Raw genomic sequence first — 21,452 nt, forward strand, 5'->3', positions numbered from 1 at the left:
ATCTTCTCTTTTAGTGGGTGGCCAGCTTGAAGCCAAAACCGATCAAAAACACACCGGCTGTTTTTTGCAGCCACTTCCCGACCATGGGGTTGGAACGCAAGCGCTTTGCCAGCACCGCCGTCAGCGTCACCATGACGACGCTGTAAACCAAAGTGATGGCCGCCACCGTTGCCGCCATCACGCCGAAAGTGACCACGCCCTGGTGCCTTGCCGGGTCGACGAACATGGGGAAAAAGGCCATGTAGAACACGATGGCCTTGGGATTCATCGCGGTGATGAGGGCGCCTTGCCGAAAATAGTGGCGCGGCTGAATCTCGATGGCGGGGGCATCGCCGGGCTTGGCCGTCAGCAGTTGGTAGCCCAGCCAGGCCAGATAGGCCGCGCCCACCCATTGCACCGCATGGAATGCGGCCGGATACGCGGCCAGCAGCGCTGCCACACCGGCGACGGCCAGCCATATCAATCCCTGGTCTGCCGCCATCACCCCCAGGCAGCACGCCAGACCGGCCCGCCAGCCACCCTTGCCGGTCGAGGTGATCAAGGCCAGATTGCCCGGCCCGGGGATCAGCAAAAAGACGGTAACGGCAGCGATAAAAGCACCGTAATCCGAGATGCCAAACATTCAAACCCCCGTGCGATAAAAACGTGGAGTTTATGCGAGGGCCATCGCCAGTGCATACCGCCGCACAGATGCCGCGTATCACCGTGTATCACCACATATCAAACCAGCGCCCGCATCCAGACCACGCAACGCTCCACATCCAGGCCCGGAACCTGCAACGGTTCCACGTGAAACACCTGCACATCCGCAGGCAGGGCCAGCATTTCCTCGTCGGGACGCCGGCCCTTCATGGCAAACCAGATGCCGCCTTCCGCCAACGCATTGCGTGACCACGTCGTGAAGTCCACCAGCGAGGCAAAGGCACGGCAACTGATGACCGGGTAGGAAGTTTTCAGGTTTTCCACCCGGTTGTGGATGCCATGCAGATTGGGCAGGCGCAGCGATGCAGCCACCTGCTGGATGAACGCGGCCTTCTTGCCCACGGTATCCACGCAGTTCACGTCGATCTGCGGGCAGCAGATGGCAAACACCACCCCAGGCAGGCCGCCGCCCGAGCCCACGTCCAGCAGGGGAAGGCGTGCGCCCTCCGCTACCGGCAGGGTCTGCACATGGCGCAGCAGGGCCGGGACGGCCGCCAGACTGTCGAGCAGGTGGTGGGTCAGCATCTCCTGCGGGTCACGCACCGATGTCAGGTTGTAGACCTTGTTCCACTTCTGGAGCAGGTCGAGGAAGGCCAGCAAGGCATCCACCTGCGCCGGAAGCAGGTCCAGCTTCAGTGCGGCAATGCCGGCCTCCAGTTGCGCACGCAATCCTTCGCTCATGCGGCGGCCTCTTGGGAAGCCGCAAAGCCCTTGAAGCCGCCTTTTTTCAGGTGAATCATCAGCAGCGACACCGCCGCCGGGGTCACGCCGGAAATGCGCGAGGCCTGGCCCAGGGTTTCAGGCCGGTGCTTTTGCAGTTTTTGCCGCACTTCGATCGACAGCGCCGCCACCTGCATGTAATCCAGATCGGCGGGCAAGCGCAGGTTCTCATAGTGTGCAGCGCGTTGCACTTCTTCCTTCTGGCGGTCGATGTAGCCGGAATACTTGGCGGCAATTTCCACCTGTTCCACCACGGCGTCGTGGGCGTCGCCCAAGGTTTCACGTGAAACATCGGCGCTGGCGTATTTGCCGCCATCCATGCCCAGCAGGCTGGCGTAATCCACCCCGGGGCGGCGCAGCAGGTCAAACAGGTTGTATTCGTGGTCGATGCCTTTGCCCAGCACCCGTTCCGCTTCGCTCTGCGGCAGGATGCGCGGGTTCACCCAGGTGGCTTTCAGCCGCTCTGTTTCACGTGAAACCGCATCGCGCTTGCGGTTGAACGCATCCCATTGCGCGTCATCGACCACGCCCAGTGCACGCCCGACTTCGGTCAGGCGCATGTCGGCGTTGTCCTCGCGCAGTTGCAGGCGGAACTCTGCCCGGCTGGTGAACATGCGGTAGGGTTCGGTCACGCCTTTGGTAATCAGGTCGTCGATCAGCACGCCCAGGTAGGCTTCATCCCGACCCGGCAACCACGGCCCCTGGCCGCGCACCTGCAACCCGGCGTTGATCCCGGCAAACAGGCCTTGCGCTGCCGCCTCTTCATATCCCGTGGTGCCGTTGATCTGACCGGCAAAAAACAGTCCTTGAATCTGGCGCGTTTCAAAACTGCTTTTCAGGGCACGCGGGTCGAAGTAGTCGTATTCGATCGCGTAGCCGGGACGCAGGATGTGGGCGTTCTCCAGCCCCTTCATCGAGCGCACCAGCGCGTACTGAATATCGAACGGTAGGCTGGTCGAAATACCGTTGGGGTAATACTCGTGGGTGGTCAAGCCCTCGGGTTCCAGAAAAATCTGGTGGCTGTCCTTGTCGGCAAAGCGGTTGATCTTGTCTTCCACGCTGGGGCAGTAACGCGGCCCCACGCCTTCGATCTTGCCGGTGAACATGGGGCTGCGGTCAAAGCCGCTGCGGATGATGTCGTGCGTGCGCTGATTGGTGTGCGTGACCCAGCAGGGCACTTGCCGGGGATGCAGGCTGGCATGGCCCCGGAAGCTGAATACGGGCAGCACCCCTTCATTGACGCCGCCGGGCATCCCGTCGCCGGGCTGCTCGGTGCATTGGCTGAAGTCGATGCTGCGCCCGTCGATGCGCGGCGGCGTGCCGGTTTTCAGGCGGCCCTGGGGCAATTGCAGCTCTTTCAGGCGGGCCGACAGGCTCATCGACGGCGGATCGCCCGCCCGGCCACCGGCATGGTTGCGCAGGCCGACGTGGATTTTTCCATCCAGGAAGGTACCCACCGTCAGCACCACGGCCCGGGCGCGGAACTGGATGCCGATCTGCGTCACGGCGCCAACGACACGTTCGCCCTCGACCATCAAATCGTCCACCGCCTGCTGGAACAGCCACAGGTTGGGCTGATTTTCCAGCATCTCGCGGATCGCCGCCTTGTACAAAATCCGGTCGGCCTGGGCGCGGGTGGCCCGTACCGCCGGGCCTTTGGAGCTGTTCAGAATGCGGAACTGAATCCCCCCCCGGTCGGTCGCCAGGGCCATGGCACCGCCCATGGCGTCGACCTCCTTGACCAGATGGCCTTTGCCGATCCCCCCGATCGAGGGGTTGCAGCTCATCTGCCCGAGGGTTTCGATATTGTGGGTCAGCAGCAGGGTCTTGCAGCCCATGCGGGCAGCGGCCAGGGCGGCCTCGGTACCAGCGTGGCCACCACCGACCACGATGACGTCAAATTCTTGGGGGTACAGCATTGTTCAAACTCCAAAGCGGGGCCGCGTTGTACTGCACGGCCCCGTTGCGCCGGGTGATAGAAAAGACAAAGGCACGGAACGTCGTGCAGGCGCAAGGCAAGCCGACGATTTTCCCATTCTTTTGCGTTTTTTGTCTTGAATACGGCCTTGCCCAAAGCACTACGATGGCCGGTTCATCAACCACTTTTAGGGATGCTCTGCGTGATTCGCGCAGAAGCATCCTTAGCCTTGCCATGAAGCTTTACTACAGCCCCGGAGCCTGCTCCCTGTCGCCCCACATCGTTGCCTGCGAAGCCGGTCTGCCGTGCGAAACCATCCTGGCCAGCACCAAAACCCACAAGCTGGCCGACGGCACCGATTTCTACACCATCAATCCCCTGGGCTACGTACCGTTCCTGGTGCTGGACGATGGGCAAACCCTGCGCGAAGGCCCGGTCATCGCGCAGTACCTGGCCGACCAGGTGCCGGAAAAAGGCTTGATCGGCCCCGTCGGCAGCATGGAACGCTACCGCGCCCTGGAATGGCTCAACTTCATCGGCACCGAGCTGCACAAGGGCTTCTCACCGTTGTTTGTACCCGGCACCCCGGAAGACTTCAAACCCGTCGTCAAGCAGCGCCTGCTGCAACGCTTCACCTGGGTGGATGAACAACTGGCGGGCAAGGACTATCTGCTGGGCGATAAATTCAGCGTGGCCGATGCGTATTTGTTCACCGTCTCGAACTGGGGCAAATTTGTGGGGGTGGATTTATCCCGGTTTGCCAACCTCCAGGCCTATGCCGCCCGTGTCGCAGCCCGCCCTGGCGTGCAAGCTGCGCTGAAGGCAGAGGGTTTGCTGTAAAGACCGCTTTTCTCTGCAATAAAAAAAGGTTCCACGTGGAACCTTTTTTTATGGATTACCCGAGGAGGTAATGGCTTGCCTGCCGCCCCGGATTGACCGCCGCTCCCGCCACCAATTTGAATTGGCCCACCACGCTGGCCAGGCGCTGGGCCTGGTCGTTGAGGGATTGGGCCGCCGCCGCCGATTGCTCGACCAGGGCGGCATTTTGCTGGGTCATCTGGTCGATATGGCCCACGGCCTGATTCACCTCGGCAATGCCCGTCGATTGCTCGTTCGCCGTCGAGGTAATGTCACGAATGATGCTGACCACCCGCTCGATGCCGTTGACGATGCCCTCCATGGTCGTGCCTGCGTCCTGCGCATTGCGCACCCCGCCATCCACGGCAGCCACGCTGGAGCCGATGAGTTTCTTGATTTCATTGGCAGCCTCGGCACTGCGGTGCGCCAGCGAACGCACTTCGCCCGCCACCACGGCAAAGCCACGGCCTTGCTCCCCGGCGCGGGCTGCTTCCACGGCAGCATTCAACGCCAGGATATTGGTCTGGAAGGCAATCGAGTCGATCAGCCCGATGATGTCGCCAATCCGGCGGCTGGAGTTGGCGATCTCCTGCATGCTGGTGACCGCCTCCTGCACGACCACCCCGCCCTGCCCCGCCGTCTGCGCCGCCGATGCGGCCAACTGATTGGCCTGCCCGGCGGAATCCGCCGTCTGCTGGACCGTACCGGTCAATTGCTCCAGCGACGCCACCGTTTGCTGCAAATTGCTGGCGGTTTGTTCGGTACGCAATGAAAGATCGGCATTGCCGCTGGCGATTTCCTGGCTGGCCAGGGCAATGCTGTTGCTGGCCGACTGCAACTGGCCGACCATATGGCCCAGGTTGTTCTGCATGTCCTGCAGGTCGCGCTGCAAGTCGGCAATTTCGTCCTTGCCCCGGCTGTCGAGCTGCTGGGTCAGGTCTCCCTGCGCAATCGCCTTGGCCAGTTTCTGCGCCTGCCCCAGAGGGCGGCAAATGGCCAGCATGTTCAGCCAGGTCAACGGCCCGACGATCAGCAAGGCCAGCAGCACCGAAGCCAGAAACAGCCACTTGGCCTGCTCGGTCACGCCGTCCCCCCGCTCCTGCAGCGCTTGCGCCTGCTGTTGCAGCAGGGTGTGCAGGCGCTGCATGTCCTGGTGGGCAGCCAGCAGATGTTCATGGGGTTTGCGGGCATCTTCAAAGGTCTGCTCGACGCTGACGTAGGGATTGGCCTGCAGACTCTCCACCAAAGGGGCAAAGCCCGCAGCGTAGGCTTGCATCGATCGGGCGAGTTTTTCAACATCCTGCTGCTGCAGGCCGTCAATGCCTTGCTGGTACTGCGTCAGCGCCTCCTGAAACGATCGCACGCGCTTGGTCCAATCGGCATACGGTGTGTCCAGGATTCCCCCTTTGGAAAAGGTGATCAGAATCTCTTTTTCGTCCAGCTCAATCGCATTGAATCGGTCCTGCAATTGCTGCAGCTGCTGGTTCTGCCCCCACGGCCCCTGGATGAAGTCGTGGTGCAAATCGTAGATGCGCAACATGCTCCACATGCCGACGCCCCCCAGCAACCCCAGGAGGAGCAAAACCACAGCAATTGCGCTTTGCATCCGAAACCGGATGGTAAACCTGCGCATCAGGGTCAATACGTTCATAAAATCATCCTCTTTGCTGATCTATCGGCATCAAAAGTGCGTCCCTGAAAGGCCCATGCCAGGGCATCATTTTCTGCTATTTGTGAAAAATTGTTGCAAACAATCTCTTGACCTTGACATGATGCAAAGGATCAAGATAACCCGCCTTTTGTAGTACTTTTTCAGGAGAAATTTTCATGGAACATGTTTTCAGCGTCACCGGCATGACCTGCGGCCACTGCGAACGCGCCGTACAGCAGGCACTGCTGGCCGTCGATGCCCAGGCCCAGGTGCAGATCGACCGCCCGGCCAACCGGGTCGTCGTGAAGTCGGACAGCGCCAGCCGCGAAGCCCTGGCCGCCGCCATCGCCGAAGAAGGCTATACCGTTGCCTGACAGCGCCGCCTGGCCCGTCCCGATCGGCACGGCAGCGTCCCGGGCCGGCGTCTCGGCCCGCATGGTGCGCCACTACGAAGCCCTGGGACTGCTGCCCGCCGTGGCCCGTACCGACAGCGGCTACCGCCAATACACGGCCAGCGACGTGCATACCCTGCGCTTCATCCGCCGCTGCCGGGACCTGGGTTTCTCGATGGAAGAAATCCGCCTGCTGCTGACCCTGTGGCGCGACAAACACCGCACCAGCGCCCAGGTCAAACGCATCGCCCAGACGCACATCGCCCAGCTCAACGAACGCATTGCCGCCATGCAAGCCATGCAGCGCAGCCTGCAGGCGCTGGTGTCCTGCTGCAAGGGCGACGAGCGGCCCGATTGCCCGATCCTGGACGATCTGGCCGCGCCGCCGCCATAGGATGAGTAGATTCTTGAAGCGTGTTATAAAAAATAGCTGCTACCGCTGAATACAAGCCGTTTTCAAAATAAAAACAATCTGAAAATCAACTAATACCAGCGGAAACAGCTCTCTTTTTAGATAGTAAACACGTTCTTAGAACGGCGCCGCCTCGGGATCGGTGTCCGCCGGGGCCTGCGCCGGGCCGGTGACGGTGCCTTTGCCGCCCCCAGCCCGGCGTTGCGGCGCGGACATTTCCGGCGCAGCTTGCGGCTGCGGCGTGCGGCCTTCCCCGCCCAGGGCGGCCAGCAAGTCGGGCACCAGCAGGCTCAATTCCCCAGTGGCAATGGCCACGTCGGCATCGAAACCGCTTTCCGTGGCCTCGTCCTGCGCGGCTTCCTGAAAAACGATTTTCTTCAGTTGCAGCGCCTCGGTCAGCGTGAAGCTGACGCGCCCCTGCCAGGTCAGCGCCAACTGGCTGGGCAGCTTGCCCTGCTCGATATGCACGCGCACCTCGTCGATGTCCAGCGGGTGGCGGGTATAGCGCACCACCGCCTTGCTGCCATCGCCAGCCTTGAGTTCGCAGGCCTGGTCGATCGCCAATTCCGGTGGCGCTTCCTGGGTCAAAAGCCATTGCGCCATCGCTGCCTGCGGGCTGATCTGCGTGTCCAGCAAAGCCACCGCGAATCCCGAAAGCTGTTCCACCAGACTGCTGACCACGGCATCGGCCTTGGTCTGGGCACTGGCGTCGATCACCAGCAAATGCGCCTGCGGGTCGATCCACACCCACAGTCCGCTTTGCTTGGTAAACGCTTGCGGCAGCAAATCCAGACGGGCTTCTTCCTTCAGATCGCGCTGCTCTTTTTTCCCCGGTTTGCGCCCCGACTCGCGCTCGATGGCCGCGCACTTTTCCTGCACCCGCTGCTGCACCACGCTGGCGGGGAGCAGCTTGCTCTCGCTGTGGTAGCGCAAAAGCCACTGCCCGCCCACGCTCTCGACCAGAGCGCCATGCGCCTGACCCCGTGCCGGCACCCAGCCGGCGGAAACCTCCTGCGTTGCCGAGCAAGGGCTGAACAACGCTTTTTGCAAAGCCTGCTCTACCTGCTCCAGGCTGGCCTGCCACTGCGGGGCGATACGGTACATCACCATGTTTTTAAACATGTTGCATCTTTCCATTAAAAAATAAAGAGAGCTGTTAGCGCTTTCTACACAAGGGTTTTATGCCATTTTCTCTATTAAATTGGCAGCACTTCGCGCTACTTTACACAACAGCAGCAAAGCCACACCGAAGGCTTACACAGGATGCGCACACTGGCGGCCATGCACTGCAGGAGTTGAAAAAAGTTTTCCTGCAGCCCATCCCGCTTTCTCCTGAAAGGAAACTTCCATGCAACGCACTTCCCTGCTCCGTTTGGCCACCATTGCCAGTTTCAGCGGCCTTCTGGCCAGCGCCGCCATGGCCCAGGACGCTCCGCCGCCCCCCTCGCCGGCACCGATGCACCGCGTACAGCAGCACGACCGCCATCTGCAGGACAAGACCCAGTACCTGCAACAAAGGCAGGCGCAACGCTGGGAGCGCATGAAAAATCTTTTACAGCTCCAACCCCAGCAGCAGGCCGCGTGGGATGCCTACGTTGCCGCCATGCAGCCGCCCGTTCCCACCCCGCCCCAGGCCGATGCCAAACACCCCAAGGACATGACGACCCTGGAACGGCTGGATTGGAAGGCACAAATGCGTAAAACCCACCAGAAAAACGCCGACCAGCGCGACCAGGCGACCCGCAAGTTCTACACCAGCCTCAATCCCCAACAACAAAAGGCCTTCGACAGCCTGCACCAGGATGGCAAACGCATGATGCGCAAGCACCATGCACATCCAAAAATGTAACAACGGCTGCCTCCAGCACCGCTTTGAACAGGCCTACGGGCCTGTTTTTTTATGCAAAATTTCTGCCACGCCTGTGCATAAGCCTGTGTGGAAAGAAGCGCGTAAAGTCAATTTATCCACACAGCGGCAGGCAACTTTCAAGTTACCCCCATCGGGCATCCGGCTTGTCACCGGGCTGGCCCACATACTTTGGTGCCGGACAAGGCATTGAAATGGAAAGAAATTTTTCATCTATCCACAGAAGATGCCGAACTCTATTACTCTTACTATTTTAAAAAATTAATATTAAGAGATAGCAATGGCAATCCAAAAAAATGGAACCCCCTCCATTTTTTCATCATTTCGTTCACTGTCCGTCAGGCGGGCATGGAGAAAACTGTCCACATACTGATTTCAATGGACTATTCTGTTATTTATCAATAACTTATCTTCAAAAACAGCGCAAAAACCGCTGGGGAAAATTTGTGAATAAGATCATGCTTATCCACAGAATGGATGGAAAAACCAAAACTATTCAGGAAGCATCCATGTGCCATGCAGGGCACTCTCCCCACCGTGATGGATAAAAAACAGCGTTGAAAAATAAAGAGAAAACCACTTGTCCACAGAAAGGACGGGCTTACTACTATTACCTACTAATCTTTTAAAAAAGATAAAGAAGACATCCAAAAAAACACATGGCGGCGCACAGAAACATAGGGAAGTTGGCAGCCAGAAGTAAAAAACAAATTGTGCATAAGAGATTGAAATTTTCTTTTCAACCCATTGATTCTCAAAGCATTAACCAGCAGATGAAAATTTTTCTTCACAGCCAGATTCAGTGTGCAACCTGTGGAAAACGCTGCTGGAAGACAAACTCCGGCAGGCTTTTCTGGATCTGCTGGCCGTAACTGGTCACGCATAGCCGCCGGTCATAGCAATACACCCGGGCATGGTCGTGTTCGGTGCGAATGGCCCGTCCAACCCACTGGGCCAGGCGAATGGCGGTGGCCGGCACGACCAGATCGTTGAAGGGATTGCGCCCGCTGCTGCGCAGCCATTCGGCACGGGCCTCGCCCACCGGGTCATCGGGCGGGGCAAAGGGCAGTTTGGTGATGAACAGCGCGGCGCACAGGGCGCCGGGCAGGTCCAACCCTTCGCCAAAGGACTGCATTCCGAAAATGATCGACGCCTGCCCGTTCTCCACCCGGGTCTGATGGGTGGCCAGCAAGGTGGCCCGGGGCATGGTGTTTTGCACCAGTACCTGGCTGCGCAGGGCGCCGGGCAGGGCATCCACAGCCTGGCGCATCTGCTCGCGGGATGTGAATAACACCAGGGCCCCGGCATCTACCTGGGCTAGGTCGTGCAGCAGGGTGCGCACCATTTCCTCGGTGAACGGCCCGGCATGTTTCGGGTCGGCCTGGGTATGGTGGGCCAGCAGCACGCCTTGCTCGGCATAGTTGAAGGGGCTGGCCACGGCCAGCGTGGTCAGCCCCGGAAATTCGTGCAGGCCCGCTTCGCGCAGAAAAAAGTCGAAACTGCCGCAGCTGGCCAGCGTGGCCGAGGTCAGTACGGCCCCGCGCACCTGGCTCCACAGGTGCTGGCGCAAGGTGCTGCCCGGCAGGATGGGGCTGGCGTGCGCCTGCAGGGCAATCCATTCGCCGTCCATCTCCAGGGTGAACCATTTGGCCGCCGGGGCAGCCTGCGGCGTGCCGGCTTGCAGCAGCAGCTCGGTGGTGGCGTAGACCGCCTCCAGGCGGGGCGCCAGGCTGCCCAACTGGGCGTACAGGGCGGCCAGGCGCGGGGCTTCGTCCGGGCTGTCCTTGATGGTGCTGCGCAGCGCCTTGGCAATGGCACGCAGCACCTCCAGCAGGCCGGCGCCATGCCCCTGGATGGCCTCCAGAGGCGGCAGGAGCGCTTCGGGCAGCATTCCCCTGGGGACACGGGCGCTGGCCGGGCCAAAGCGGGCCTCGGGGCTTTTGAGCGTTTCGCCGTACTGCGCCATCACCGCCTGGGCCAGTTGCCCCATCTGCTGGCGCAGGCCGCTGCTGTGACCGGGGATGTCGGCAATCTCCCCGACCTCCAGCAACTGGCCGATGCGCAGCGCCCGGCTGGCGAGCTTGTCCAGCCATTGCAGACGGGACAAATCCATGCTGCAGGCAAACTGCGCCAGGGCGGTGGCCGGCAGATGGTGGGCCTCGTCCAGCACCAGCAGGCAGTTGTCCAGCTCGGGTAGCAGGCGGGCACCCAGGGAGGACAGCAGCAGATCGTGATTGACGACGATGACCTGCGCAGCCACCAGTTCCTTGCGCCGGGCGTAGTAGCTGCAGCTTTGAAAGGCCGGGCAGTGCCGCCCGGTGCAGGAGCTGCCCTCGGCGGCCACCGGGGCCCAGGCTTCGGGGGCCGGGGGCGTCTCCAGGCTGTCGCGGTCGCCGTCCCAGCGGCCTTTGGTCAGCGCCTCGGCCATGCTGGCGTAGAACTGCTGCTGGGCCTGGCGTTCGGCCTGCCCGGCGGGTTTGGCGGGCAAGGTTTCCGCAAATAAATCATCGGCTTCTTCGGCGTACAGATCGGCCGAGCCGACCAGCCGGTCGAGCTTGAGCTGGCAGACAAAGCGGCCGCGCCCCTTGGCCAGGACGTAGCGAAACGGCTGCCCCAGGTGCTGCGCCAGCGCGGGCAGGTCTTTGTTCACCAATTGCTCTTGCAGCGCCACGGTGGCGGTGGAGATGACCACCCGGGTGCCGCGCTGCAATGCCATGGCAATGGCCGGGGCGCTGTAGGCCAGGGATTTGCCCACCCCCGTGCCGGCCTGGATGACGGCAATCGCCGGGACGATGGCGGCGGCGCCTTCCCCCGGCTCGGCCTCCTTGCCCAGGGGGGCAATGGCAAAAGTCCGGGCCACTTGGGCGGCCATTTCCCGCTGCCCGGCCCGGGGACGCAGCTGGGGCTGGGCGGCGACGACGTCATCGAAGGCCTGAAGGGCGTGTGCGGCCCATGCGGAGGTGCTCATAAACAGGAGGAAAAGGGCAAAAGCCGTGGCAGCCTGCCGAATTTATAAAAATTGCGACAGCAAAAGAGAAGGAACCGGATAAGGAATTTTATGGATTTCTGGTTCGGTGGAAATTTTGCTGCCGAACAGCCCTTCGGAAGACTTGTTTCCCGAGTGTGTATAAATCGGGGAAAGCATGGTCTAAGTTGTTTTTAAGGAATGATGAAAAATTTTTATCAACAGCCTGTGCGAAAGTGTGAAACCTGCCGCAGCGCAGGAAAAATTTTTACCACTGCCTTCTCCGAAACGGAGGCGGAAAAATACCTCAGTTCAATAAAATAAATTACAAAATAAAAGAAATTTAAAACGTTATTTTTTACTTTTGTAATTTTTATGCGGTGTGCAATGCCTGGAAGCTACCCTGGCAATCCTGACCGTCAGGGGGTCGTGTCGGGCATCGCTACACTAGCGCCCGCCCTGGGCGGCGGCCGTGCCGTGCCCCACGGCGGCCGGTGTTTGTTTCGCTTGAAAGGCGCTTTGTCATGTATGCCTCGTTTGGCTGGGTCGATGCTCTGGTTCTGGGACTGGTGCAGGGCCTGACGGAATTTCTCCCCATCTCCTCCAGCGCCCACTTGCGCATCCTGGGGCCGTTGCTGCCCGGGGGCGGCGATCCGGGCGCGGCGTTTACGGCGATCACCCAGCTGGGTACCGAACTGGCGGTGCTGATCTATTTCCGCCGCGACGTGGTGCGGATGCTGCTGGCCTGGTGGCACAGCCTGCCGCGCCTGGGACGCCAGCCCCTGGGCGTGGATGCCAAGGTGGCGTGGCTGGTGATTCTGGGCACCATCCCGATCAGCGTGCTGGGGCTGCTGCTGCGGGATGTGATCGAGACGACTTTCCGCACCCTGTTGCTGACGGCCATCATGCTGATCGTGTTCGGCGTGATCCTGGGCTGGGCCGAGAAACGCGGCAGCCAGACGCGCAGCATTGCCCAACTCACCGTCAAGGATGGCGTGCTGCTGGGCTTTGCCCAGGCGATGGCGCTGATTCCTGGCGTGTCGCGTTCGGGCGGCACCATCACGGTGGGTTTGCTGCTGGGTCTCTCACGCGAGGCGGCAGCGCGGTTCTCCTTTTTGCTGGCCATTCCTGCCGTGCTGCTGTCGGGCTTTTACATGCTGCTGTTCAAGCGCGAGCCGATGGGCGGCGAGCAATGGGCCATGACGCTGGCAGCCACGGCGGTGGCGTTTGCCGTGGGCTATGCGGTGATCGTGTGGTTCATGCGGCTGATTTCGACCAAGGGCTTCGGCGTGTTCGTCGCCTACCGCATCGCGCTGGGGAGCCTGCTGCTGCTCGGCCTGTGGGCCGGGTGGGTGCAGTAAACAGGTTCCGGGGACGGCCATGCAAGCGCTCATTCTGCTGGGGTTGATTGTTCTGAACGGCCTGTTCGCCATGGCCGAGATCGCCCTGGTCACGGCCCGCAAGGCCCGGCTGCAAAAGTACCTGGACGAGGGCGACAGCGCCGCAGCGGCGGCGATCGCGCTGGGGCAGCAGCCCACGCGCTTTCTCTCCACCATCCAGATCGGTATTACCTCGATCGGCGTGCTGAATGGCGTGCTGGGCGAAGCCGCCCTGGCCCAGCCCCTGGCGCAGTGGCTGGTGCAGGGCGGGTTGAGCAGCGCCACGGCTCGCACCGTGGCCACGGCCCTGGTGGTGGTGACGATCACCTATCTTTCCATCGTGATTGGCGAGCTGGTGCCCAAGCGCCTGGGGCAGTCCAACCCCGAGGCGATTGCCCGGCTGGTGGCCCGCCCGATTCACTGGCTGGCGCAGTTCACCCGGCCGTTCGTGTTCCTGCTCACCCTCTCCACCCAGGGGGTGCTGCGCCTGCTGGGCGTGCGCGAGATGGCCGAGCAGGCCGTGACCGAGGACGAGATCCATGCCGTCCTGGCCGAAGGCACCGACTCGGGGGCCATCGAGGTGCAGGAGCATCGCATGGTGCGCAACCTGTTCCGGCTGGACGACCGGCAGATATCGTCGCTCATGGTGCCGCGCTCGGACGTGGTCTGCCTGGACATCAACGACAGCGTGGAAGCCCATCTGGCGCTGATCGCCCGGCACGGGCACACCCGTTTCCCGGTGATCGACGGCAGTCTGGAAAAAGTCCTGGGCGTCCTCAATACCCGCCAATGGCTGCTGCAACTTATCCAGAACCAGCACAGCCTGCTGCAGGCCCGGGCGCTGTGGGAACCCCCGGTGTACATCCCCGAAACCATCACCGGCCTGGAGCTGCTGGAAAACTTCAAGGCCCACGGCGCCCGCCTGTCGTTTGTGATTGACGAGTACGGCGAAGTGCTGGGCGTGGTCGATCTGCGCGATCTGATCGAAGCCATCACCGGCGAATTTGTCCCCGAAAACCCCGCCGATGCCTGGGCCGTGCAGCGCAGCGACGGCAGTTGGCTGCTGGATGGCCACATCCCGATTTTTGAACTCAAAGACCGCCTGGGGCTGAAGAAACTGCCCGAAGAAGACAAGGGCCGCTACCAGACCCTGAGCGGAATGCTCATGCTGCTGACCGGCCGCCTGCCCACGGAAACCGACAAGATCGTCTGGCAAGGCTGGGAGTTCGAGGTAGTGGACATGGACGGCAAGATCATCGACAAGGTGCAGGCGGTGCAACTGCCGCTGCCCGTTGAGGAATAGAGGAATCCAATAAACCGGTAGCTTTTTCCGCTGATAAACAAACGTTTTCAGGTATTTTTATCTATAAAAACGTTTGTTTATCAGCGGAAACAGCTCCTTTTTTATACCCCTGCTGCCAACGGCAGTGAAGCCGTCGGCGGTTTGCACAAGCGCCCGGGGCTTTGCATCATGGACTCCCCTTGCCCCGGAGTGCCCATGCCCTACCGCACCGTGCTGCCTGCCACCCTCCTGACCGACCTGCTCGGCCTGCGTGTACCCTTGATTGCCCACGGGCCGGATGCCACCGGCGCCGTGCAAGGGGTGGCGGCGGATGCGCAGGTCGCCCCGGCCTGGGGGCCCAGCCCGGCGTTGCGCTGGGGGTACGGTGGCAAGGCCGCCCTGCCGGGCCGTCTCGTCCCCGCCGCGTCGGCCCGGGCAGCGCTGCAAGCGCAGGAGGCAGGCGCAGCGGCGGTGGCCGTTCCCGTGGCATGGTTGCAAACGGCCCTGGCGGTACTGAGCATCCCCGTCGTGGCCGACGGCATCGTCGATGGGCGCGGTCTGGTGCAGGCTTTGGACCAAGGGGCGCATGGTGGCCGCCTGGCCCCCGATGCGCAGCCGCTGGCGCAGGTGCTGGCCGAGGCCCACCGCCTGTGGCCGATCTTTGCCGCCTCCAGCGCCGAGCTGGCCTCCCCCGTCTGCTACGCGCCGGAGTTCGAGCGCGAACGCACCGCCCCGCTGGCCGCCCAGCTCAACGCCGTCCTGGCCGAGGAACGCACCCTGGCCCGCGCCGCCCTGCACCTGCCGCAACTGCCCGCCGGGCAGCTCGACACCGCCGTGGCCGCCTGTGCCGCCCTGCGCAGCAGCGTGCGTGAACTGGACGCCGTGGCCTGCACCCGCACCTTGCCGCTGTACGCCAGCATCACCCAGGCCCCGGTGGCAGAGCGGCTGGCGCTGTGGCAGCACGGACTGGCCCGGGTGCAAACGCTGTGGCAGCACCTGGCGCACACCGTGCTGCCGCATCTGGACAACGCTGCCGCCTTGCACGCCCTGGCCCGCCAGCGGGCTGCCGCCACCGCCGTGCAGTGACTTTGAACACCATCGCCCCAGGAGCGCACCATGCCCATTCCCAGCAAAGCCCCCACCCCCCTCGACCCGGTGATTGCCGACATCGTGCGCTACGTCTACGGCACCACCAGCGCCGGCACCCTGGCGCTGGAGACTGCGCGGCTGTGCCTGCTCGACACCCTGGGCTGCGGCCTGCAGGCATTGAACTACCCGGCGTGTACCAAGCTGCTCGGCCCCATCGTGCCTGGAACCGTCGTGCCCCATGGAGCCCGGGTGCCCGGCACCAACCATGTGCTCGACCCCGTGCAGGCCGCCTTCGACATCGGCTGCATGGTGCGCTGGCTGGACTTCAACGACACCTGGCTGGCGGCCGAGTGGGGCCACCCCTCCGACAACCTGGGCGCGATTCTGGCCGTGGCCGACTGGCGCTCGCGCACCGCGCTGGCCCAGGGCAAGGCGCCGCTGCGCATGCACGACGTGCTGCTGGCCATGGTCAAGGCGCATGAAATCCAGGGCTGCCTGGCGCTGGAAAATTCCTTCAACCAGGTGGGGCTGGACCATGTGCTGCTGGTGCGCGTGGCCTCCACCGCCGTCGCGGCGCATTTGCTCGGCCTGTCGCAGGCCGAGGCCGCCAATGCCCTCACCCTGGCCTGGGCCGACGGCGGCAGCCTGCGCACCTACCGCCACGCGCCCAACACCGGCAGCCGCAAATCCTGGGCGGCGGGCGACGCCACCAGCCGCGCCGTGCGCCTGGCGCTGATGGCGGGGGCGGGCGAAATGGGCATTCCCAGCGTATTGAGCGCCCCCACCTGGGGGTTTTACGACGTGCTGTTCAAAGGCCAGGCCTTCCGATTTCAGCGCCCCTATGGCAGCTACGTGATGGAAAACATCCTGTTCAAAATTGCCTTCCCGGCCGAGTTCCACGCGCAAACGGCGGTGGAATGCGCCCTGCAGCTGCACCGGCAATTGCAGGCGCTGGGCAAGAGCGCCGACGACATTGCCCATATCCGCCTGCGCACCCATGCCGCCTGCCTGCGCATCATCGACAAGCAGGGGCCGCTGAACAACCCCGCCGACCGCGACCACTGCGTGCAGTACATGATCGCCGTGCCGCTGATCTTTGGCCGCCTGACCGCTGCCGACTACGAAGACGGTGTGGCCGCCGACCCGCGCATCGACGCCCTGCGCAGAAAAATCCACACCGAAGAAGACCCGCAACTGACGCGCGACTACCACGACCCCGATAAACGCTCCATCGCCAGCGCCCTCACCGTCACCCTGCACGACGGCACCGTGCTGGATGAAGTGCTGTGCGAATACCCCCTGGGCCACCGCCGTCGCCGTGCCGAAGGCATCCCGCTGCTGCTGGAAAAATTCCGCGCCAACCTGGCCCTGCGCTATGCCCCGCGCCAGCAGGCGCAGATCGAGGCACTGAGCAGCAGTACCGACACCCTGGCCGTACTGGCCGTCAATGAATGGGTCGATGCCTGGCTTGTGCCTTGAACCCGGGTTCTACCGGCTAGGATAGGCAGGCTGCACACAACAAGGAGACTGCCCATGCCCCCCGCCATGTATATCCGCCGCGCTACCAAAATCGTGGCAACGCTCGGCCCGGCATCCAGTGACGTGGATCTGCTCACGCGCATGATCGCCACGGGCGTGAACGTGGTGCGCCTGAACTTCAGCCACGGCAGCGCCCAGGAACACATCGCCCGTGCCGAAGCCGTGCGCGAAGCCTCGCGCCGCGCCGGGCGCGAGGTGGCCATCATGGCCGACCTGCAGGGGCCGAAAATCCGCGTCGGCACCTTTGCCGCCGGCACGGTGTACCTGCGCGAAGGCGCCGCCTTCGTGCTGGATGCGGCCCGCACCGCCCCCGGCGACAGCGAAGGCGTGGGGCTGGACTACAAGGAGCTGCCGCAGGACGTGCGCACCGGCGACGTGCTGCTGCTCAACGACGGGCTGATCGTGCTGCGCGTCCAGCGCGTGCTGGGCGATGCCGTGCATACCGAAGTGGTGGTCGGCGGCGCACTGTCCAACAACAAGGGCATCAACAAGCAGGGCGGCGGCCTGACCGCCCCGGCGCTGACCGCCAAGGACATGGAGGACATCAGAACCGCCATGCAGCTGGGCGCCGATTACGTGGCCGTGAGCTTCCCGAAAACCGCCACCGACATGGAAATGGCCCGCCAGCTTTGCACCGTGGCCGCCGCAGGCACCGGCCACCGCCCCGGCCTGATTGCCAAGATCGAACGCGCCGAGGCCATTCCCCACCTGGAGGACATCCTGCGGGCCAGCGACGGCATCATGGTCGCCCGGGGCGACCTGGCCGTCGAAGTGGGCAACGCCGCCGTACCGGCGCTGCAGAAAAAAATGATCCGCATGGCCCGCGCCATGGACAAGCTGGTCATCACCGCCACGCAGATGATGGAAAGCATGATTACCAACGCCCTGCCCACCCGTGCCGAAGTCAGCGACGTGGCCAATGCGGTGCTGGACGGCACCGATGCCGTCATGCTCAGTGCCGAGACGGCAGTGGGCAAATACCCGCTGGAGACGGTGCGCGAAATGGCGCACATCTGCGCCGCCGCCGAGGCCGCCGAAGATCTGGGCGCCGATGCCGACTTCACCCGGCGCCACTTCACCCGCATCGACCAGTCCATCGCCCTGGGGGCGCTGTTCACCGCCCACCACCTGGGCGCCAAGGCCATCGTGGCCATGACCGACAGCGGCTCGACCGCGCTGTGGATGAGCCGCCACCGCATCCACATCCCGATTTATGCGCTGACCCCCAAGCCCGCCACCCAGCGCAGGATGGCGCTGTACCGCAACGTCAGCCCCCTGCTGATGGACATCAGCGCCGAACGCGACCACGCCCTGCAACAAGCCGAAAGCCATCTGCGCGAGCGCGGCATCGTCCAGCCCGGCGACGTTTATGCCATCACCTGCGGCGAACCCATGGGCCAGCCCGGCGGCACGAACATGCTGCAAATCTGCCGGGTGGCTTAGAGCGTATTCAATGTCTTTTCATGATGTCCGTTGCCCCGCCAAGGCGGCAGATGCAAGGCGCAAACCGCAGCCGGGCTGGTGGCCCGGCGAGGATTTGCAACGCCGCAGATGCTGTCTTGGCGGAGCAACCCTTCGGGCAAGGCAGCCAACAGCCGCACTCGTCGTTGCGCACCTTGACCAGGCCACCAGCCTGGCCTGCGGCACGCGCCTAGATTGCGGCGGTTGGCTGCCTTGCAGACATCATGAAAAGACATTGAATACGCTCTTAGCGCTTGGCGGAACATGAGCCAGCCCCGCTAAAATCGCGGGTTACGACGCAGTTACCTGTTTTTTCTTTCCTTTTTTGATCGGACACCACCATGCCTTTGATTTCCATGCGCGAAATGCTCGACCACGCTGCCGAAGCGGGCTACGGCATTCCCGCCTTCAACGTCAATAACCTGGAGCAGGTGCAAGCCGTCATGGCCGCTGCCGACGAAGTGGGCGCCCCCGTCATCCTGCAGGCCAGCGCCGGGGCCCGCAAATACGCCGGCGAATCGTTCATCAAGCACCTGATCCTGGCCGCCACCGAGGCCTATCCCCACATCCCCCTGGTCATGCACCAGGACCACGGCACCAGCCCCGAAGTGTGCCGGGGCGCCCTGGCGCTGGGCTTCGGCTCGGTGATGATGGACGGCTCGCTGCTGGCCGACGGCAAAACGCCCTCTGCGTTCGACTACAACGTCGATGTGACCCGCCAGGTCGTGGAAATGGCCCACGCCATCGGCGCCACGGTGGAAGGCGAACTGGGCTGCCTGGGCAGCCTGGAAACCGGCGAAGCCGGTGAGGAAGACGGCATCGGTGCCGTCGGCAAGCTCGACCACAGCCAGATGCTCACCGACCCCGAGGAAGCCGCCCAGTTCGTACAGGCCACGCAGCTCGACGCCCTGGCCATTGCCATCGGCACCAGCCACGGCGCGTACAAATTCACCCGCCCGCCCACCGGCGACGTGCTGTCCATCCAGCGCGTCAAGGAAATCCACGCCCGCCTGCCCAACACCCATCTGGTGATGCACGGCTCCAGCTCGGTGCCCCAAGACCTGCTGGCCATCATCAACCAGTTCGGCGGCAAGATGAAGCAGACCTACGGCGTGCCGGTGCAGGAAATCCAGGAAGCCATCAAGCACGGCGTGCGCAAGGTGAACATCGATACCGACATCCGCATGGCCATGACCGGCGCGGTGCGCAAGTTCCAGGTGGAAAACCCCGAGAAGTTCGACATGCGCGAATGGATGAAACCGGCCCGCGAAGCCGCCAAGGCCATCTGCAAGCAGCGCTACCTGGAGTTCGGCTGCGAAGGCCAGGGCAGCAAGATCAAGGGCTACACCCTGGAGCAGATGGCGAAAAAGTACGCCGCCGGCGAACTCAAGCAAACCGTGAACTAAAGCTCGCCCCTTACCGGCCATCCAACCCAACTGCAAACCCGCTGTGCCCTGCGCAGCGGGTTTTTTCGTTAGGGCCGGCGTAGGTAAACGCGATGTCGCATTTCTACAAAAAGAACGAACGTGCTAAAAATAGTCTGCAATTTTCATGTAAGCTTTTTTGATTTATTAAAAAAATGTAAATAGCTATGCTGAAAACGCATAGATAAAAGGAAGACGGACATGAAAATTGGTATTCCCTGCGAAACCCTGCCGCTGGAAAAGCGCGTCGCCACCGTTCCCGAGGTGGTGACCAAGCTCATCCAGCTGGGCTTTTCCGTGGCCGTGCAATCGGGTGCCGGCGCTGCGGCCCATTGTGACGACGCGGCCTACCAGGCCGTCGGGGCCGAGGTGCTGCCCGACGCGGCAGCGCTGTGGGCCGCTTCGGACATCGTGCTGAAGGTGCGCCCGCCCAGCGAGGCGGAAGTGGCGCTGATGCGCCCCGGCACCTTGCTGATCGGCTTTGTCTGGCCCGCGCAGAACCCGGCGCTGATGGCTGCGCTGCAGGCCAAGCAGGCCACCGTGCTGGCCATCGACTGCCTGCCGCGCACCCTGAGCCGGGCGCAGAAGATGGATGCGCTCACCTCCACCGCAGGCGTCTCGGGCTACCGCGCCGTGATCGAGGCGGCGAATGCCTTTGGCCGCTACTTCAACGGCCAGATCACGGCGGCAGGCAAGGTGCCCCCGGCCAAGGTGTTCATCGCCGGGGCCGGTGTGGCCGGTCTGGCGGCCATCGGCACGGCGGCCAACCTGGGCGCCATCGTGCGGGCCAACGACACGCGGGCCGAGGTGGCCGACCAGGTCAAATCCCTGGGCGGGCAGTTCGTCAAGGTCGATTACGAGGAAGACGGCGCAGGCGGCGGCGGCTACGCCAAGGTCATGAGCGAGGGCTTCCAGGCCGCGCAGCGCCAGATGTACGCGCAAGAGGCGCAGAACGCCGACATCATCATCACCACCGCCCTCATCCCCGGCAAACCGGCGCCCAAGCTGATTACCGCCGAGATGGTGCAGAGCATGAAGCCCGGCAGCGTCATCGTCGACATGGCCGCCGAGCAAGGCGGCAACTGCGAGCTGACCGTGCCGAACGAGGCCGTGGTGCGCCACGGCGTGACCATCCTCGGCTACACCGATCTGGCCTCGCGCCTGGCCAAGCAGTCCTCCACGCTGTATGCCACCAACCTGCTGCGCCTGCTCGAAGAGCTGTGCAAGGCCAAGGACGGCGTGGCCGTGGTGAACATGGAAGACGATGCCATCCGTGGCCTGACCGTGATCAAGGACGGCGAACTCACCTGGCCCGCCCCCCCGCTGAAAACCGCCCCGGCGCCCGCGCCCAAGGCGGCGGCAGCAGCACCGGTGGCCGAGAAAAAATCCGCCCACGGCCCCGGCAAACCGATGTCGGGCAAGACCCTGTCCATCGTTTTTGCCGTGCTGGCCGCGCTGTTCTGGGTGATCGGTGCGTATGCCCCGGTGGCCTTCCTGGGGCACTTCACGGTGTTCGTGCTGGCCTGCTTCATCGGCTATATGGTGGTGTGGAACGTCACCCCCGCGCTGCACACGCCGCTGATGAGCGTGACCAACGCCATCTCCAGCATCATCGCCATCGGGGCGCTGGTGCAGATCGCCCCGCCCGAAATGGGCAGCGCGGGTCGGCCCGACGGGCTGATTCTGTGGCTGGCGTTTGCCGCCCTGGTGCTGACGGCCATCAACATGTTCGGCGGCTTTGCCGTCACGCGCCGCATGCTGGCCATGTTCCGCAAATAAGAACAAAGGAAGAC

At 63.0% G+C, this 21,452-nt stretch carries 17 protein-coding genes; 11 read left to right on the forward strand and 6 right to left on the reverse strand.

Features of this window, described 5'->3' with window-relative positions; genetic code table 11:
* Window positions 1-10: 10 nt before the first annotated feature.
* From ACFO3A_RS04830 to mnmG, 3 genes are all read right to left on the reverse strand, one after another.
* Window positions 11-622: a LysE family translocator gene (locus tag ACFO3A_RS04830; RefSeq protein ID WP_377724466.1), complete on the reverse strand. Its 612-nt coding sequence runs from the start codon at window positions 620-622 to the stop codon at window positions 11-13.
* Between the two features lie 98 nt (window positions 623-720).
* Window positions 721-1,383 (reverse strand): 16S rRNA (guanine(527)-N(7))-methyltransferase RsmG, encoded by a 663-nt coding sequence (rsmG, locus tag ACFO3A_RS04835; RefSeq protein ID WP_377724468.1) that lies wholly within the window; start codon window positions 1,381-1,383, stop codon window positions 721-723.
* Entirely contained in the window at window positions 1,380-3,341 is a 1,962-nt protein-coding gene (gene mnmG / locus ACFO3A_RS04840) for a tRNA uridine-5-carboxymethylaminomethyl(34) synthesis enzyme MnmG (RefSeq protein ID WP_377724470.1), read from the reverse strand. The genes rsmG and mnmG overlap by 4 nt, the downstream gene beginning before the upstream one ends.
* A gap of 233 nt (window positions 3,342-3,574) precedes the next feature.
* On the opposite strand from mnmG, the gene gstA reads away from it, so the two are divergent.
* Entirely contained in the window at window positions 3,575-4,180 is a 606-nt protein-coding gene (gene gstA, locus ACFO3A_RS04845) for a glutathione transferase GstA (protein WP_377724472.1), read from the forward strand.
* A 55-nt stretch (window positions 4,181-4,235) separates the two neighbouring features.
* On the opposite strand, the gene ACFO3A_RS04850 is transcribed toward gstA, so the two are convergent.
* Window positions 4,236-5,849: a methyl-accepting chemotaxis protein gene (locus ACFO3A_RS04850; protein ID WP_377724474.1), complete on the reverse strand. Its 1,614-nt coding sequence runs from the start codon at window positions 5,847-5,849 to the stop codon at window positions 4,236-4,238.
* Between the two features lie 176 nt (window positions 5,850-6,025).
* Here ACFO3A_RS04850 and ACFO3A_RS04855 point away from each other — a divergent pair, with 176 nt between their 5' ends.
* The gene (locus ACFO3A_RS04855) at window positions 6,026-6,223 is read left to right on the forward strand and encodes a heavy-metal-associated domain-containing protein (protein WP_377724476.1); all 198 of its coding nucleotides are present in this window, start codon (window positions 6,026-6,028) and stop codon (window positions 6,221-6,223) included.
* On the forward strand, window positions 6,216-6,635 hold the full coding sequence (gene cueR, locus ACFO3A_RS04860) for a Cu(I)-responsive transcriptional regulator (protein WP_377724478.1): 420 nt from the start codon (window positions 6,216-6,218) through the stop codon (window positions 6,633-6,635). The genes ACFO3A_RS04855 and cueR overlap by 8 nt, the downstream gene beginning before the upstream one ends.
* Window positions 6,636-6,770: 135 nt before the next feature.
* Here the strand turns inward: cueR and ACFO3A_RS04865 are convergent, their stop codons facing one another.
* Window positions 6,771-7,775, reverse strand: coding sequence for a recombination-associated protein RdgC (locus ACFO3A_RS04865; protein ID WP_377724480.1), 1,005 nt, complete (start codon window positions 7,773-7,775; stop codon window positions 6,771-6,773).
* A 226-nt stretch (window positions 7,776-8,001) separates the two neighbouring features.
* Between ACFO3A_RS04865 and ACFO3A_RS04870 the strand changes: the two genes are divergently transcribed.
* Window positions 8,002-8,502 (forward strand): Spy/CpxP family protein refolding chaperone, encoded by a 501-nt coding sequence (locus tag ACFO3A_RS04870; RefSeq protein ID WP_377724482.1) that lies wholly within the window; start codon window positions 8,002-8,004, stop codon window positions 8,500-8,502.
* Between the two features lie 817 nt (window positions 8,503-9,319).
* Here ACFO3A_RS04870 and dinG read toward each other — a convergent pair.
* On the reverse strand, window positions 9,320-11,488 hold the full coding sequence (dinG, locus tag ACFO3A_RS04875; protein ID WP_377724484.1) for an ATP-dependent DNA helicase DinG: 2,169 nt from the start codon (window positions 11,486-11,488) through the stop codon (window positions 9,320-9,322).
* Between the two features lie 521 nt (window positions 11,489-12,009).
* Here dinG and ACFO3A_RS04880 point away from each other — a divergent pair.
* The 7 genes from ACFO3A_RS04880 to ACFO3A_RS04910 all read left to right on the forward strand — a co-directional run bounded on the left by ACFO3A_RS04880 (window position 12,010) and on the right by ACFO3A_RS04910 (window position 21,438).
* Window positions 12,010-12,846, forward strand: a complete 837-nt coding sequence (locus ACFO3A_RS04880) for an undecaprenyl-diphosphate phosphatase (protein ID WP_377724486.1) — start codon at window positions 12,010-12,012, stop codon at window positions 12,844-12,846.
* 19 nt (window positions 12,847-12,865) lie between these two features.
* A complete protein-coding gene (locus ACFO3A_RS04885; RefSeq protein WP_377724488.1) occupies window positions 12,866-14,167 on the forward strand; it encodes a hemolysin family protein in 1,302 nt (433 codons plus the stop codon).
* 195 nt (window positions 14,168-14,362) lie between these two features.
* Window positions 14,363-15,232, forward strand: a complete 870-nt coding sequence (locus tag ACFO3A_RS04890; RefSeq protein WP_377724490.1) for a hypothetical protein — start codon at window positions 14,363-14,365, stop codon at window positions 15,230-15,232.
* 30 nt (window positions 15,233-15,262) lie between these two features.
* Window positions 15,263-16,714, forward strand: a complete 1,452-nt coding sequence (locus tag ACFO3A_RS04895) for a bifunctional 2-methylcitrate dehydratase/aconitate hydratase (protein ID WP_377724492.1) — start codon at window positions 15,263-15,265, stop codon at window positions 16,712-16,714.
* 66 nt (window positions 16,715-16,780) lie between these two features.
* A complete protein-coding gene (pyk, locus tag ACFO3A_RS04900; protein ID WP_377724682.1) occupies window positions 16,781-18,217 on the forward strand; it encodes a pyruvate kinase in 1,437 nt (478 codons plus the stop codon).
* A gap of 359 nt (window positions 18,218-18,576) precedes the next feature.
* The gene (gene fba / locus ACFO3A_RS04905) at window positions 18,577-19,641 is read left to right on the forward strand and encodes a class II fructose-bisphosphate aldolase (RefSeq protein ID WP_377724494.1); all 1,065 of its coding nucleotides are present in this window, start codon (window positions 18,577-18,579) and stop codon (window positions 19,639-19,641) included.
* Between the two features lie 219 nt (window positions 19,642-19,860).
* A complete protein-coding gene (locus tag ACFO3A_RS04910; protein WP_377724495.1) occupies window positions 19,861-21,438 on the forward strand; it encodes a Re/Si-specific NAD(P)(+) transhydrogenase subunit alpha in 1,578 nt (525 codons plus the stop codon).
* The last annotated feature ends 14 nt before the right edge of the window (window positions 21,439-21,452 follow it).

It is taken from the genome of Comamonas nitrativorans, from assembly GCF_042654765.1.
In the GTDB taxonomy this organism is placed as follows: Bacteria; Pseudomonadota; Gammaproteobacteria; order Burkholderiales; family Burkholderiaceae_C; genus Comamonas; species Comamonas nitrativorans.

Excerpts from the sequence above, each read along its gene's own strand:
- ACFO3A_RS04910 (WP_377724495.1), top strand. The coding sequence starts at position 19,861 with ATGAAAATTGGTATTCCCTGCGAAACCCTGCCGCTGGAAAAGCGCGTC.
- gstA (WP_377724472.1), top strand. The coding sequence starts at position 3,575 with ATGAAGCTTTACTACAGCCCCGGAGCCTGCTCCCTGTCGCCCCACATC.
- fba (WP_377724494.1), top strand. The coding sequence starts at position 18,577 with ATGCCTTTGATTTCCATGCGCGAAATGCTCGACCACGCTGCCGAAGCG.
- ACFO3A_RS04880 (WP_377724486.1), top strand. The coding sequence starts at position 12,010 with ATGTATGCCTCGTTTGGCTGGGTCGATGCTCTGGTTCTGGGACTGGTG.
- ACFO3A_RS04895 (WP_377724492.1), top strand. The coding sequence starts at position 15,263 with ATGCCCATTCCCAGCAAAGCCCCCACCCCCCTCGACCCGGTGATTGCC.
- ACFO3A_RS04855 (WP_377724476.1), top strand. The coding sequence starts at position 6,026 with ATGGAACATGTTTTCAGCGTCACCGGCATGACCTGCGGCCACTGCGAA.
- ACFO3A_RS04870 (WP_377724482.1), top strand. The coding sequence starts at position 8,002 with ATGCAACGCACTTCCCTGCTCCGTTTGGCCACCATTGCCAGTTTCAGC.
- dinG (WP_377724484.1), bottom strand. The coding sequence starts at position 11,488 with ATGAGCACCTCCGCATGGGCCGCACACGCCCTTCAGGCCTTCGATGAC.
- ACFO3A_RS04850 (WP_377724474.1), bottom strand. The coding sequence starts at position 5,849 with ATGAACGTATTGACCCTGATGCGCAGGTTTACCATCCGGTTTCGGATG.
- rsmG (WP_377724468.1), bottom strand. The coding sequence starts at position 1,383 with ATGAGCGAAGGATTGCGTGCGCAACTGGAGGCCGGCATTGCCGCACTG.
- ACFO3A_RS04890 (WP_377724490.1), top strand. The coding sequence starts at position 14,363 with ATGCCCTACCGCACCGTGCTGCCTGCCACCCTCCTGACCGACCTGCTC.
- pyk (WP_377724682.1), top strand. The coding sequence starts at position 16,781 with ATGTATATCCGCCGCGCTACCAAAATCGTGGCAACGCTCGGCCCGGCA.
- ACFO3A_RS04885 (WP_377724488.1), top strand. The coding sequence starts at position 12,866 with ATGCAAGCGCTCATTCTGCTGGGGTTGATTGTTCTGAACGGCCTGTTC.
- ACFO3A_RS04865 (WP_377724480.1), bottom strand. The coding sequence starts at position 7,775 with ATGTTTAAAAACATGGTGATGTACCGTATCGCCCCGCAGTGGCAGGCC.
- mnmG (WP_377724470.1), bottom strand. The coding sequence starts at position 3,341 with ATGCTGTACCCCCAAGAATTTGACGTCATCGTGGTCGGTGGTGGCCAC.
- ACFO3A_RS04830 (WP_377724466.1), bottom strand. The coding sequence starts at position 622 with ATGTTTGGCATCTCGGATTACGGTGCTTTTATCGCTGCCGTTACCGTC.